Genomic DNA, 14,104 nt, shown 5'->3' with positions numbered 1-14,104 from the left:
CTCAGGCCGCCTTCCGGTTCAGCCGGGCGAGCAGCAGCATCGGCCCGATGGTGATGACGAACAGCAGCAGGCTCAGGGCGGAGGCGTAGCCGATGTGCCCGGTGAAGCCGCGGCTGTACATCTGGATCAGCATCACCACGGACATGTCCCGGCCGCCCGGGCCGCCGGTGCCGTTGGACAGCACGTACAGCTCGGAGAAGACCCGCAGCGCCGAGACCGAGATCAGGACGGAGATCAGCATCATCGCCGTCCGCACGCCGGGCAGCGTGACGTGCCAGAAGCGGCGGACGGCGGACGCGCCGTCGACGGCCGCGGCCTCGTGGAGTTCGCGGCCGACGTTCCCGAGGGCGGAGAGGTAGATGACCATGTAGTAGCCCAGGCCCTTCCACACCGTCAGCGCGATCGCGCTGAACAGCAGCAGCCAGCGGTCGGTGAGGAAGGAGACCGGGCGGTCCGCGATGCCGAGCTGCCCGAGCAGGCCGTTGAGGAGCCCGCGGTCGTCCAGCAGCCAGCCCCAGATGATCCCCACCACGACGGCCGACGCCACGACCGGGGTGTAGAACGCGGTGCGGAAGAAGGTGATGCCGGGCAGCTTCCGCTCCACCAGCAGCGCGAGCAGCAGCGGCAGCAGGGTGAGCAGCGGCAGGCAGATCAGCAGATAGACGATGCTGTTGATCAGCGCGTCGGTCAACTGCTCGTCGGTGAGGGCGCGTTCGTAGTTCTCCAGGCCGGTGAAGCGCCCGCCGCCGAGGGGTTTGGCGTTGGTGAAGGAGAGGATCACCGTGTTGACGGCGGGCCAGAGGTTGAACACGAGCAGCCAGACGACGGCCGGCCCGGCGAGCAGCCAGGGGGTGAACCAGCGCCGGTGGGTCATCGTCGTGTCCCTCAGTCCTCGAGCAGCTGGTTGGCGCGGGTCACCGCCGTGTCCAGGGCCTTCTTCGACTCCGCCTGTCCGCTGATCGCGAGGGCGATCTGCTGGTTGATGACGGTGTTGATCGCGTCGTTGGCCTGGACCGGCTGGAGCATTTTCGCGGAGGCGAGCGAGGTGAAGGCGGTGACCTTCGCGTCGCCGGCGTTGGTGCCGTCGCTCTTGCTGAAGAACGGGTCGTCGGCGGACGCCTTCGTGGACGGGAAGATGCTGGTGAGGTGGGCGAACGCCGCCTGGTTCGGGGCGTTCGTCACCCAGCGGGCGAGCGCGACCGCGGCGGCCGCGTTCTTCGTCGATTTGGCGACCGACAGGCCCTGGACGTACAGCGGAGGCGTGCCCATCGCGGGGGAGGAGACCACCTTCGGGGCCAGGGTCGGGTTGTCGGTGGCGATGCCGCTGATGTGGTTCGCGCCGCCGGTGGTCCAGGCGGCCGTGCCCGCGTTGAAGAGCTTGGCGTTGCCCGCGTACGTCTCGGTCAGCACGTCCTTCGGGAGCAGGCCCTCCTTGAAGGCGCTGCGGTACTTGTCGAGCAGGGCCGCGGCCTCGGGGGTGTTGAAGGTGAACTGCGTACCGTCGTCCGACATCAGCTTCACGCCGGCGTTGGCGAAGTCCATCAGGCCGGGCTTGCGGCTCATCAGGTAGGTCGCGCCGTTCGACTTCGCCTTGACGACGCGACCGGCCGCGATCAGCTCGTCGAGGGTCGCCGGGGGCTTCTTCGGGTCCAGGCCGTACTTGCCGAGCAGCTCGGAGTTCCAGTAGTTGACGTCGGTGTTGAGGTACCAGGGATAGCCGTACGTGCCCTTCCGGACGCCGAAGCGGTACGCCTCCAGGCCGCCCTGCACGTACTCGTCCGCCGCCTTCGGATCGGCGCTCGCCACGTCGAGCAGCATGTTCTGCTTCACCAGCGGCAGCGCGAAGTCCGGGGGCAGGTTGACGACGTCGGGCAGGGTGCCGCCGGCTGCCTGGCTGAGCACCTTCTCGGAGTAGCCCTCGCCGGGCTGGTCGAGCCACTGGACCTCGACCCCGGGGTGCTTCTTCTCGAAGGAGTCGATGACGCCCTGCATGTACGTGGTGAACTTCGGCTTCAGGGCCCAGGTCTGGATCGACACCTTGCCCTTCACCTCGCCGTCGACGGGCGAACCCGCGCCGTCCGCGCCGTCGGAGGCGCCCGGGTCGCCGAGCCCGCAGCCCGCCAGGGTCGCGGCCGCGACCGCCGCGAGGACCGGCCGTATCCAGATTCTGCTGCGCATGTGAGGTCTCCCGGTCTGCTCGTATCTGCGATGCGGTGCCGTTGCTGTGATGCGCTGTGCTGCGCGTGTCGCGACTCGCCGTGCTGCGATGCATGAGCTACTAAACCGGTCTAGCGATTCGGGACTATGCTCCTGGCTAGACTCCGGTGTCAAGAAGGTGTGCGGACCGAAGGGGCACTGCGTGGCCAGACCGACGATCGCCGACATCGCCCGGCGGGCAGGGGTGTCCAAGGGCGCGGTGTCCTTCGCGCTGAACGGCCGGCCGGGCGTCAGCGAGACGACCCGTGCGCGGATCCTGCAGGTCGCGGAGGAGATGAACTGGCGTCCGCACAGCGCGGCCCGCGCCCTCGGCGGCGCCCGCGCGGGCGCGGTCGGCCTGGTCCTCGCCCGGCCGGCCCGCACCATCGGCCTCGAACCGTTCTTCAGCCAGCTGCTCTCCGGCCTCCAGGCCGGCCTGTCGGTGCGCGGCACCGCCCTGCAGCTGCTCGTCGTCGAGGACACCGCCGCCGAGATCGAGGTCTACCGCCGCTGGACCTCCGAGCACCGGGTGGACGGCTTCGTCCTGGTCGACCTCCAGGTCCGCGACCCGCGTATCCCCGTCCTCGAGGAACTCGGCGTCCCCGCCCTGGTGCTCGGCGGCCCCGGCCGGCACGGCAGCCTGCCCGGCGTCTGGGCCGACGACCGCGAGGCGATGGTGTCGATCGTCGACTACCTGGCCGCCCTGGGGCACCGGCGCATCGCCCACCTCGCCGGGCTGCCCGCCTTCCAACACACCCAGCGCCGTATCCGCGCCGTACGGGACAGCGCCCGCCGCCTCGGCCTGACGGCGGTCTCGCTGCCCACCGACTTCAGCGACGCCGAGGGCGCCGCCGCGACCCGGACCCTGCTCGCCCGCCCCGAACGGCCGACGGCGATCATCTACGACAGCGACGTGATGGCAGTGGCGGGCCTGGGTGTGGCCGCCGAGATGGGCGTGAGCGTGCCCGGCGAACTGTCCGTGGTGTCCTTCGACGACTCGGCGCTCGCGCGGATCGTCCACCCCTCCCTCACCGCCCTGTCCCGGGACACCTTCGCGCTCGGCGAGCAGGTCGCGACGGCGCTGCTCGCTGTCGTCGACGACCAGGCCGCGACCGGCGACACGAAGAACCCCACACCGCGCCTCACCGTCCGCGAGAGCACTGCACCGCCCTCTTGACCCTGCCGACTAAAGCCGTTTAGCCTCCCGGGTCGTCGGAACAGGCAGCCGCGCCTCGCCTCTCCGTGCGAAACGCACGTCCAGCACGTCCAGCACCCCCACCCCACGCACGCTGGAACGGAGCCCCGGATGAGACGACCCCTCACCCTCCTGCTGACCGCGGCGCTGATCGGCGCCGTGCTCGGCCTCACCCCCGCACACGGCGCCCCGCCGCCGAAACCGGTGCGGGCCGCGGCCGCGGGCGACCAGCCCCACGCCTCGTACTGGTACCCGAACTCGATCCTGGACTGGGACCCGGCGACCGACCCCGACGCCCGGTTCAACCGGTCCCGCGTCCCGCTGCGCCCGCGCACCTCCGACCCGGCGCTCAAGGCCAACGCCAACGCCCGGTCGGGCGAGGGCGGCGTCACGGCCCTGGTCTCCTTCGGCCCCACCTCGAACAACCCCTCCCAAGGCGCCCTCGACCCGAACTACTACGCCTTCGGCCACTGGCAGTACGTCGACAAGCTGGTGTTCTGGGGCGGCTCCGCCGGCGAGGGCCTGATCCTCGCCCCCAACGCCACCGTCATCGACGCCGCCCACCGAAACGGCGTGAAGGTCTACGGCACCGTCTTCTTCCCTCCGACCGCGTACGGCGGCCAGATCCAGTGGGTCCGCGACTTCGTCCAGAAATCCGGCAGCACCTACCCCGTCGCGGCCAAACTCGCCCAGGTCGCGCAGACCTACGGATTCGACGGCTGGTTCATCAACCAGGAGACCGCAGGCGGCGACGCGACCCTCGCCACCGAACTGCGCAACGCCATGCGCTACGCCCGCGGCCTCGGACCCGTCGAGTTCATGTGGTACGACGCGATGACCGAATCCGGCTCGGTGAGCTGGCAGGACGCGCTCACCGGCGCCAACGACGCCTTCCTCCAGGAGGGTGCGCAGCGGACCTCGGACTCGATGTTCCTGGACTTCGGCTGGAGCTCCGCCGGACTCGACTCCTCCCGCACGCTCGCCCGGAGCCTGGGGCGCAGCGAGTACGAACTCGCCGCCGGCATCGACACCGAGGCGAACGGCTACAACACCTCCGTCCCCTGGAGCTCGGTCTTCCCCGCCGGGCAGAAGCACGTCACCTCGCTCGGCATCTACCGCCCCGAGTGGACGTACAACTCCTCGACCGGCCGCGCCGACTCGCACACCCGCGAGGCCCGGTACTGGGACGGCGCCAACGCCGACCCGTCCGACACCACCACCACGTCCTCCTGGAAGGGCCTCGCCCATTACATCCCCGAGTCCTCCGCCGTCACCGCGAAACCCTTCGTCACCTCCTTCAACGCGGGCCAGGGCGACTTCTACAACGCCCGCGGCACCCGCGTCTCCTCGACGGGCTGGAACAACCTCTCCCTCCAGGACGTGCCGCCCACCTACCGCTGGCTGGTCGCCTCCACCGGCACCCGCCTCACCCCCTCCGTCGACTTCACCGACGCCTACGAGGGCGGCTCCTCGCTGCGCCTCACCGGCACCCTCGACGCCGTCAACACCGTCCGGCTCTACCAGACCAAGCTCCCGGTGGCCGCGGACACCAAGCTGTCCGTCGTCGTGAAGACCCCCGCCGCGGGACCGACCCGGCTCAAGGCCGCCGTCTCCTTCACCGACGCCCCGACCGCATTCACCACGCTCGACCTCGGCTCCACCTCCGGCAGCGGCTGGGAGACCAAGACCCTGGACCTGTCCGCCTTCGCCGGCCGCACCGTCGCCCAGATCGGACTCCAGACCGCCGGCACCGACCCCTCGTACGACATCCGCGTCGGACAGCTCGCCGTGTACGACGGCACCGTGGACAGCGCTGCCGCGCCGACCGGCGTCACCGTCCTCGGCGCCACCGACGTCAGCGGCACCCGCAAGACCCTGCGCCTCGGCTGGACCCCGTCGGCCACCGGCTCCGTGCACCACTACGAGGTCCACCGCCGCAACCCCGACGGCACCCGCACCTTCCTCGGCGCCACCCCGAACGACGCGTACTTCGTGCCCCGGCTCGACCGGGTCGGCACGGAGGGCACCACGACCCTCGACGTCGAGGCCGTCTCCACCGAATACGGCCGCTCACCGGTCGCCACCACGACCGTCTCGTGGTCCGGCACCGCCCCCGAGACGAACCTCGCCCTGAACCGGCCCGCCACCGCCTCCGGACAGTGCAACAGCTCCGAGACCCCGGCCAAGGCCGTCAACGGCACCGTCAACGGCGGGAACACCGACAAGTGGTGCACCCTCACCACCGACAAGTGGCTCGAAGTGGACCTGGGTTCGGCCCGTGCCCTCACCCGCTTCACCGTCCGCCACGCGGCCGCAGGCGGCGAGAACGCCTCCTGGAACACCCGCGACTTCACCATCCAGGTCCGCTCCTCGACCGCCGACCCGTGGACCACGGCGGCGACGGTCACCGGCAACACGGCGGCCGTCACCACGAACCCGGTGTCCGTCACGGCTCGCTACGCACGGCTCCAGATCAACCGGCCCACCCAGACCACCGATCCGGCCGCCCGGATCTACGAGTTCGAGGCCTGGGGACCGTAGATCCACGTGGTCACACGTCCGGGCGGGCACGGCGCGGCAGCGGATCCGTCGCGGGTCCCTGCAGCACCGTCCCGTCCGGCGCGAACCGCGAACCGTGGCACGGACACTCCCACGTCTGCTCGGCCTCGTTGTACGCCACCAGACACCCCATGTGCGTACAACGGGCCGACAGCGAGTGCAGAACACCGGACGCGTCACGCTGGACCGCCCGCGGCTGACCGTGGTCACGCACCACCACACCCATCCCCGGCAGCAGCGTGTCGAGCTGCTCGGCCCGCTCCAGATGCCGTCGGTCGCCCAGGTAGTGCGCCGCGACCTCCTTCTGCGAGCGCACCAGATCCGGCCACTCCCGGGGCGACGCGGGCCGCCGGGGATCGAACAGCTCCGTCCACGACGGCCGGGGCCCGCCCAGCAGATGCGCGGTCAGCAGCCGTCCGGCCGCCATCCCGTTGCTCATGCCCCAGCCGCCGAACCCGGTGGCCACGAACACGTGCCGCGTCCCGGGGTGCATGTGGCCCACGTACGGCACCAGATCGATCGAGTCCACGTCCTGCGCCGCCCAGCGCAGCGGCGCACCCGTCGCGCCGAACCCGGGGAAGTACCGCCGCGCCCAGCCCTCGAGCCTCGCGTACCGTGTGCCGACGTCGCCCGCGCCCGGCCGGAACGACTCGCCCGTCACCACGATCAGCCGCCGGCCCGCCCCGTACGGCGCGGTGCGCACCGAGCGCGTCCGGTCCTCCGACGTGACGTACATCCCCTGCGGGTCGGCCGCCTCCGGCATCGGCGCGGCCACCACCAGCTCGTGCCGCGGAGTCAGCCGCACCAGCAGGGAGGACGGGCCGAAGGCGGGGAAACCGGTGGCCACGACGGCGTCCGTGGCCCGGATGACGGCACCGTCCTCGGTCTCCAGCCGGATGTGCGCGAGCTCGTGCAGGGCCGTGATACGGGTGTGCTCGTAGACGCGACCGCCGGCCGCGGTGAAGGCATCGGCGAGCAGGGTCAGGAACGCGGCCGGATGGAACTGGTACTGCCCGTCCACCCGGACGGCGGCGGCCACCGGGAACGGCAGCCCTGTCTCCGTGACGAAGTGGGCCTCGATCCCTGCCGCCCGGGCCGCCGCCGTCTCGGCCCGCACGTCCGCGACGCGGCCGGGTTCGGTGACGTAGGTGACGGCGGACCGCTGCTCCAGCTCCGCGTCCATCTCCAGCTCGGCGCAGAGCGCGGCCGTGCGCTCGACGCCGTCCTGCTGCGCGGCGGCGTACAGTCCGGCGCCTTCCGCGCCGACCGACCGCCGCAGGTGTTCGTAACGCAGCCCGTGCAGGGCGGTGATCTTGCCGGTCGTGCACCCGGTGGTCCCGGAGAGGATCCGGCCCGCCTCGAACACCACCGCCTCCCGGCCCGCCCGGGCCAGCTCCCATGCCGTCGCGAGCCCCGCGATCCCGCCGCCGATCACGGCCACGTCGACCGTCAGGTCCTCGTCCAGGCGTGGCCGGGGCCGACGGTGCGCGGTGGCCAGCCAGTGGGACGCGGGGCCGGTCTCGTGCTCACGCGCCATCGGGTCCTGCATGGCGGACCTCCCGCCCGTGGGTGCCGGTCGTCTCTCCCAGGATGGCCCCGCGGGCGGGTCCGCGCCGCCCCGCCCGGGGCCGTGCGCCCGGGCGTTGTCAGTGGCGGCTGCGATGCTTGCGGGCATGGACGAGCTGATGAGAGGGCGTGTCTACGGCGCCGACCACGACGATCCCCACCCCGGTCCGCGCCCCGGTCACGTCTACCGCGAACTGGTGGCCGGCCCGCTCGACGGCCTGCTCCTCGACGTGACCGGCTGGTCGGAGCACCAGCTCGGGGAGCCCGTCGAGCTCCCCACCGAGATAGGCGCGTACGGAGCGGGCGGCCGCGCCCAGTACGCACCGCGCCCCGGCGACCCCCGCCGCTGGGACTGGCGGGGCGACACGCCTGACGGCCCGGCGTGACGTTCAGGCGGTCCGGCCTGGGCGTGAAGGGCGGGCGGCCCCGGCGTGACGTTCAGGCGGCGCTCCCGGTGACCTGCGCGTCCAGCGCGCCGAGCAGCCAGTCGTGCGCCGCGCCCGCGGTGGTGTGGTCCGGTCCGAACACCTCGGCGGCGAGCTGCCAGTAGCGGTCGATCCGCGGATCCGAGGCGAGCACGCCGCGCAGCCCCCGACGGAACGCGGGCGTGTCCCGGGTCCCGCCCGAGCGGGCGTACGCCGCGACGAAGCAGTCCAGCGCCTCGCCGTCCCGAGGCACCCGCCCCGCCCGCAGCTCGGGCCCCGCCAGCGCGTACGCCTCGTCCAGACCCTCGTACAGCACGGCGGGACGCAGCCCCTCGCCGGAACGGTGCGCGGCCGGCTGCGCGCGGTCGCCGCCCTCGCACGGCACGGTGACGAACGCGTGCATCCGGGCGAAGGCCAGCACCTGCCCGGGCTCCGGGTCCTCGGGCGGCTGCGGCACGGTCCGGTCGAGGACGGTCTCCACCACCCGGGCCGGGAGCCGGGGCGGCAGCCAGCGCCGCCAGAAGCGGGCCAGCGCGTCGGTGCTCGGCGGCGCGGTCACCGCGCCGACCAGCCGCAGTCGCTCCGGGCGTTCCTCCGGGGCGCAGTCCCGTACCAGCCGGAGCGCCGCGTCCCGCCAGCGCAGCGCGGCCAGTTGTGAGCCCAGCTCGCGCAACTGGCCCGCGATGACGTCCTCGAGCACGTCCTGCTCCTCGAGCACCCGCCCCACGTCCGGGACGGGCAGGTCGAGCGTGCGCAGCGACCGGATGAGCCGGAGCCGGTCGAGCGCCTCGGGGCCGTACCGCCGGTGGCCCCCCGCGCTGCGGCCGGCCTCCGGCAGCAGGCCCCGGTCCGAGTAGAACCGCACGGTCTTGACGGTGACGCCCGCACGCCCGGCGAGCTCGCCGATGCTCCACATGCCGTCGGGTGACACGGCGTGTACCTCCCCCAGCGGAGTCCGAACAGCTTCGTGCGCACCATTGTGACCGCGTCACCCAGGGTCGTCGGACGGTCACCCCTGCGCGTGGCGGTCCGCTCGACCTGTGAGCCGGACGGCCGGTGCGTAGCCTGGATGCAGGAGGTGTTTGCGATGCTGGCGGACTCACCCATAGCCGCGATCATTCCGGTCAACGACCTGGAGCGGGCGAAGCGCTTCTACACGGAGACCCTCGGCCTGACCATGACGAGGGAGTCGCCCGAGGACACCAGGTTCGACTGCGGCGGTACGACGATAGGCATCTACGAGACGCCGTACGGCGGCAAGGCCGAGCACACACTGGCGAGCTGGAAGGTGGCCGACCTCGACACGGAGATGGCGACGCTGCGGTCCAAGGGCGTCACCTTCGAGGACTACGACCTGCCCGGCCTCAAGACGGTCGACGGCGTGGCCGAGTCGGACACGATGCGCGGCGCCTGGTTCAAGGACAGCGAGGGCAACATCCTGTGCGTGACGGAGGAGCGCTCCGGCTGAGGTCCGCCACCCGAACCTCCCTCTCTTGAATCTCCCTCAGGGGGAGTTCGTAGCGTCCCGGTGAGCGAGGGCGGGCCGAAGAGCTGCCCGCCCCGCGTACCGAGACTGCGCGAGGGAGAGGTTCATGACGGCGTTCATCCTGGTGCCGGGCCCGTACACCGGAGGCTGGGTCTGGCAGGACGTGGCGGCACGGCTGCGCGAGGCGGGAGCGGAGGCGCATGCGGCGACGCTCACCGGAATGGCCCCGGACGGGGCCGCGGCGGACGCGGAGGCGGATCTCGAGACCCACATCCAGGACGTACTCGACCTGATCGACCGCATCGACGACCCGGAGATCGTGCTCGTCGGGCACGACTACGGCATCCACCCGGTGTTCGGGGCGGCAGACCGGCGGCCCGAGCGGATCGCCCGGATCGTGCACGCGGACGCGGGCATGGCCCGGGACGGGGCTCCGGCCTTGGCCCTCGTCCCCGACCCGACGGTCCACGAGGCGCTCGCCGCTCCGGAGGACGGCGCGCACCCAGGGCCGCTTCCCGCGCCCGCGACCCGCGACGACTGGCAGCGCTGGGGGAGCACCGAAGGCGTCACCGACGAGGCGATCGCCCGGCTGAGCCGGCTCGCCGCACCGCAGCCGCACGGCACCCTCACCCAGCCGCTGAAGCTGACCGGCGCGGCCGCCGGGCTCCCGGTCACGGGCGTCCTGTGCGTCGCCAACGGGTCGAGCATCGCCACCCTCGAGGCCGTGGTCCAGCTCGGCGATCCTCGGCTCCAGGCACTGATCGACCCGCGGATCACGTTCTTCGAACTCGCCACCGGACACTGGCCGATGCTCTCCGCCCCTGACACGCTCGCCGACGTGCTGCTGGCCGCCGCGAAGGGCGACGGACATCGCCTCTCCCGGCCGGCCGAGGGCGAACTGCCGCCGCATCTGCGTCCGTTCCTCCTCGACCTGCCGGAGCACCGTCGCGAGAGGGTGGGGCGTGTCGATCTGCACCTGCCTGACGCCGACGGCCCGCGCCCCGCGGTGCTGTTTGTGCACGGCGGACCCGTACCCGACGGAGTCGAGCCGACGCCCCGCGACTGGCCCACCTTCATCGGCTACGGCCGGTACGCGGCGAGTCGCGGGGTCGTCGGGGCGACCCTGGACCACCGGCTGCATGAGGTCACCGCCTACCCGCAGGCCCATGAGGACGTAGCCGCCGCCGTCGAACTGCTTCGCGCCGACCCGCGGGTCGACCCGGACCGGATCGCCCTCTGGTTCGTCTCCGCCGGCGGGCTGCTGTCGGCGCCCTGGATCGCCGGGCGCGAGCCGTGGCTGCGCTGCGTTGCCGCCGGCTACCCCATCCTCGCGCCGCTGCCGAACTGGGGTGTCCCGGAACCCCGGTTCCAGCCGGTGGCCGCGCTCGGCGCGACCGACCGGCCGCCCCTCGTGCTGCTCCGGATGGAGCGGGAGCGTGCCGAGATCGCGGCGACCGTGGCCGAGTTCCTGGCCGCCGCCGAGGAGACCGCTGCCGACATCGAGGTGATCGACCTCCCGGGCGGTGTGCACGGCTTCGAGACCGTCGACCACTCCGAGGAGGCCCGCGACGCCCTGGGCCGGACGATGCGCGCGGTCCTCGACCGGCTCGGGATCTGAGCGCCGGGGTCCGCGTTCCGGCCTGTCCGAGGCCGGCCTGCCCTCGGCGGCGCGGCCTGTCCGCGTCCGGTCAGGCCGCGCCGCCGAGGGCCTTCGCGAGCCGGCCGAGCCCCTCGCGGATCTCCTCGGGGGTGTGGGTGGTGAACGACAGCCGCATCGCCCGGGGGTCGGGCGTCCCCGCGAAGAACGGGGCGCCCGGCACGTACGCCACCTCGTGGGCGACCGCCGTGCGCAGCAGCTCCGTGGCGTCGTGGCCGTCCGGGAGCGTCACCCAGACGAACATCCCGCCCGCCGGACGGTTCCAGGCACTTCCCGCGGGCAGCGCGGCCGGGAGTCCCTCAAGCAGGGCGTCCCTGCGCTCCCGGTACGCGCCGCGGATCACCTCGACGTGCGCGTCGAGGTCGCTGTCGCGCAGATAGCGCGCGGCGGCGGCCTGGTCGATGGTCGACGTGTGCAGGTCGGCCGCCTGCTTGGCGATCACGCAGGACCGGCGCAGCCCGTCCGGGGCGCGCAGATACCCGAGCCGCAGCCCCGGCGCCAGGATCTTGGAGAAGGAGCCGAGCAGCACGGTGCGGTCCGCAGCGGCCGGGGAGGCGGCGATCCAGGGCACCCGATCCCCGTCGTACCGCAGCTCGCCGTACGGGTCGTCCTCGACGATCCAGAACCCGTGCCGTGCGGCGGCCTCGGCCACGGCCGTGCGCCGCTCCAGGGGGAGGGTCCGCCCCGTGGGGTTCTGGAAGGTGGGGACGAGGTACAGGAGCTTGACCGGCTCGCGCGCGACGATCTCCTCCAGGGCGTCGGGCACGATGCCGTCCTCGTCGGTCGGCACCGGCACCACGCGCGCCCCGGCGAAGGCGAAGGTCTGCAGGGCGGCCAGATAGCAGGGGTCCTCGACCAGGACCACGTCGCCCGGCTCGAGCGTCGCCGTGGCGATGAGCGTGAGCGCCTGCTGCGAACCGGTCGTCACGAGGAGGTCGTCGGCCTCCGTCGGCAGCCCCTGGGCGGCCAGGCGCTCCGCGACGGCGGAGCGCAGCCCGGGGTCGCCCTCGGTCGTCGAGTACTGGAGCGCCAGCCGCGGGGCGTCCGTCAGCACCCGGTCGTACGCGGCCCGGAGGCCCGTGACGTCGAAGAGTTCGGGCGCGGGCAGACCGCCCGCGAACGAGATCACCTCGGGACGCGCGGTCAGGGCGAGGATCTCCCGTACGGGGGAGGAGGCGATGCCGGCGAGCTTGGCGGCGAATGCGGGCACGGGTGCGGCGGTGGGAAGCATGGCGTGAGCATATAAACCACATGTGTCGTTCGGTCAGGGGCGGTTGGACGCCGAGTCTCGGTCCCGGTCGCCGGCCTGCTCCCGGTCCGCAGCCCGCTCCCGGTCCCTGGCCTGCTCCCCGTCCTGCTCCGGGTCCGGGAGCGGGAACCGTACGTCCGTCAGGCGCTCCGACACCTCCCACAGCTGGCGGCCCGCCTCGGCGTCGGTCGCGCGCGGCGACAGCCGCACGCGGGTCGGCGCGCCGCGCAGCTCGCCCCGTCCGTCCGGACCGATGAATCGGCCGCTCTCCGCCTCCGGGGCGGTGGCCGCGAACAGCTGGGGGAGCGCACCCCGTTCGGGCGACTGGGCGAGGGGGGCGAGCAGCCGCCCGAACAGCAGCTTCACCATGCCGACGGCCTTGCCCTGCAGGGCGGTCGAGGCGTACCCGGGGTGGGCGAGGAGGCTGCGCACCGGGCTCCGGGCCTCGGTCAGCCGCCGGTGGAGTTCGTGGCCGAAGACCGCGTTGGCCAGCTTCGACCGGTTGTAGAACGCCATGGGCGCGTAGCCCCGTTCGCCGGCGAGGTCGTCGAGACGCAGCTCGCCCTGGCGGTGGTTGAGCGAACTGACGGTGACCACGCGCGGATCGTGCCCGGTGGTCAGCAGGTCGAGCAGCAGCCCGGTGAGCGCGAAGTGGCCCAGGTGGTTGGCGGCGAACTGCAGCTCGTGACCCTGCGGGCTGAGGGTGCGCGGCGGGGCCATGACGCCGGCGTTGTTCACGAGCACGTCCAGGTGCTGGTGGTCGGCGCGCAGCTCGGTGGCGAAGGTGCGGACCGAGTCGAGGTCCGCAAGGTCGAGGCGGCGTACCTCCAGGCTCGCGCCCGGCTGCTCCGCGGTGATGCCGGAGGCCGCCCGGCGGCCCTTGCTCTCGTCGCGCACCGCGAGGATCACGTGCCCGCCGTGCCGGGCGAGCGCGCGGGTGGTCGCCAAGCCGAGGCCGCTGTTGGCCCCGGTGACGACGAACACCCGGTCGGTCTGGTCGGCGATGCGGTCGGCGTTCCAGTGCTGATCCCGTGTCATGCGGCACACGTTGCCCCTCATGTCACTTGGTGTCAAGTGTGCTGCTGAGTGCCGAAGATGGCATGCAGGAGTACCATCGGAGGGTGAGTACGCGACCAGAAGTGACGATGGCCCAGCGCAAGCGGCAGCTCGTCGCAACCGAGTTGACGGAGGCGGCGCTGCAACTCCTGGCGCTGAAGGGGTTCGACGGGGTCACCGTCGACGAGATCGCGGCCGCCGCCGGCGTGTCCAAGCGGACGTTCTTCCGCTACTTCGCGTCCAAGGAGGACGTGGTCGTCCAGTTCCTCACGGAGATGGGCGCCGACATCCGTTCCGCCCTCGCGGACCGGCCCCCCGGCGAACTCCCCTCCGTGACCCTGCTGCACGCCGTGCGCGTCCCCATCGACACCTGCGGCGAGCACTCCGAGCGCGCCCTGCGCGTCGTGCGGCTCATCCTGCGCACCCCCGCCCTGCGCGCCCGCTTCCTTGAACGCCAGGCGCAGTGGCGTGACGACCTCGCGGAGGAACTCGCGGCCCGGTACGGTGCGACCGCCGGCGGCGGGCTCTACCCCCGCCTGGCCGCCGGCATGGCGCTCACCGCCTTCGACACGGTGCTCCAGAGCTGGTGCGACAGCGGCGGCGCCGCCGACCCGGCCGCACTGACCGACCGCGCGTTCGCCGTCATCGCCCCCGCGCTGGACGCCGTCGCAATGGACGGCACCGTCGAGGACGGTGCCGTACGGGAGCCCTGACG

Annotated in this window: 12 protein-coding genes; 6 read left to right on the top strand and 6 right to left on the bottom strand. The window is 72.7% G+C overall.

Annotated elements, in window-relative coordinates; all coding sequences use genetic code 11:
• Nucleotide 1: 1 nt before the first annotated feature.
• Both R2D22_RS01650 and R2D22_RS01645 read right to left on the bottom strand, forming a co-directional pair.
• Nucleotides 2-874 (bottom strand): carbohydrate ABC transporter permease, encoded by an 873-nt coding sequence (locus R2D22_RS01650; RefSeq protein ID WP_318100438.1) that lies wholly within the window; start codon nt 872-874, stop codon nt 2-4.
• A gap of 11 nt (nt 875-885) precedes the next feature.
• Complete coding sequence (locus R2D22_RS01645; protein WP_318100436.1) at nt 886-2,178, bottom strand: extracellular solute-binding protein; 1,293 nt, start codon at nt 2,176-2,178, stop codon at nt 886-888.
• Nucleotides 2,179-2,359: 181 nt separating this feature from the next.
• Here R2D22_RS01645 and R2D22_RS01640 point away from each other — a divergent pair, with 181 nt between their 5' ends.
• Together R2D22_RS01640 and R2D22_RS01635 are read left to right on the top strand one after the other, a co-directional pair.
• On the top strand, nt 2,360-3,373 hold the full coding sequence (locus R2D22_RS01640) for a LacI family DNA-binding transcriptional regulator (protein WP_318100434.1): 1,014 nt from the start codon (nt 2,360-2,362) through the stop codon (nt 3,371-3,373).
• A 129-nt stretch (nt 3,374-3,502) separates the two neighbouring features.
• The gene (locus tag R2D22_RS01635) at nt 3,503-5,932 is read left to right on the top strand and encodes an endo-beta-N-acetylglucosaminidase (RefSeq protein ID WP_318100432.1); all 2,430 of its coding nucleotides are present in this window, start codon (nt 3,503-3,505) and stop codon (nt 5,930-5,932) included.
• A 10-nt stretch (nt 5,933-5,942) separates the two neighbouring features.
• Here R2D22_RS01635 and R2D22_RS01630 read toward each other — a convergent pair whose 3' ends face one another.
• Nucleotides 5,943-7,499, bottom strand: a complete 1,557-nt coding sequence (locus tag R2D22_RS01630) for an FAD-dependent oxidoreductase (protein WP_318100429.1) — start codon at nt 7,497-7,499, stop codon at nt 5,943-5,945.
• A gap of 124 nt (nt 7,500-7,623) precedes the next feature.
• On the opposite strand from R2D22_RS01630, the gene R2D22_RS01625 reads away from it, so the two are divergent.
• On the top strand, nt 7,624-7,902 hold the full coding sequence (locus tag R2D22_RS01625; protein WP_318100428.1) for a hypothetical protein: 279 nt from the start codon (nt 7,624-7,626) through the stop codon (nt 7,900-7,902).
• 52 nt (nt 7,903-7,954) lie between these two features.
• Here R2D22_RS01625 and R2D22_RS01620 read toward each other — a convergent pair whose 3' ends face one another.
• Nucleotides 7,955-8,857, bottom strand: a complete 903-nt coding sequence (locus tag R2D22_RS01620) for a MerR family transcriptional regulator (protein WP_318109543.1) — start codon at nt 8,855-8,857, stop codon at nt 7,955-7,957.
• Between the two features lie 171 nt (nt 8,858-9,028).
• Between R2D22_RS01620 and R2D22_RS01615 the strand changes: the two genes are divergently transcribed.
• Nucleotides 9,029-9,409, top strand: coding sequence for a VOC family protein (locus tag R2D22_RS01615; RefSeq protein WP_318100426.1), 381 nt, complete (start codon nt 9,029-9,031; stop codon nt 9,407-9,409).
• A gap of 124 nt (nt 9,410-9,533) precedes the next feature.
• Nucleotides 9,534-11,045, top strand: a complete 1,512-nt coding sequence (locus R2D22_RS01610; RefSeq protein ID WP_318100425.1) for an alpha/beta hydrolase — start codon at nt 9,534-9,536, stop codon at nt 11,043-11,045.
• Between the two features lie 70 nt (nt 11,046-11,115).
• Here R2D22_RS01610 and R2D22_RS01605 read toward each other — a convergent pair whose 3' ends face one another.
• Complete coding sequence (locus R2D22_RS01605) at nt 11,116-12,315, bottom strand: aminotransferase-like domain-containing protein (protein WP_318100424.1); 1,200 nt, start codon at nt 12,313-12,315, stop codon at nt 11,116-11,118.
• Between the two features lie 33 nt (nt 12,316-12,348).
• On the bottom strand, nt 12,349-13,371 hold the full coding sequence (locus R2D22_RS01600; RefSeq protein ID WP_318100423.1) for an oxidoreductase: 1,023 nt from the start codon (nt 13,369-13,371) through the stop codon (nt 12,349-12,351).
• A gap of 62 nt (nt 13,372-13,433) precedes the next feature.
• On the opposite strand from R2D22_RS01600, the gene R2D22_RS01595 reads away from it, so the two are divergent.
• A complete protein-coding gene (locus R2D22_RS01595; RefSeq protein WP_411976958.1) occupies nt 13,434-14,102 on the top strand; it encodes a TetR family transcriptional regulator in 669 nt (222 codons plus the stop codon).
• The last annotated feature ends 2 nt before the right edge of the window (nt 14,103-14,104 follow it).

Source organism: Streptomyces sp. HUAS YS2, assembly GCF_033343995.1.
Classification (GTDB): domain Bacteria; phylum Actinomycetota; class Actinomycetes; order Streptomycetales; family Streptomycetaceae; genus Streptomyces; species Streptomyces solicathayae.
The sequence above is the reverse complement of the archived record's forward strand: the minus strand, read 5'-3'. Positions and strand labels throughout refer to the sequence as shown.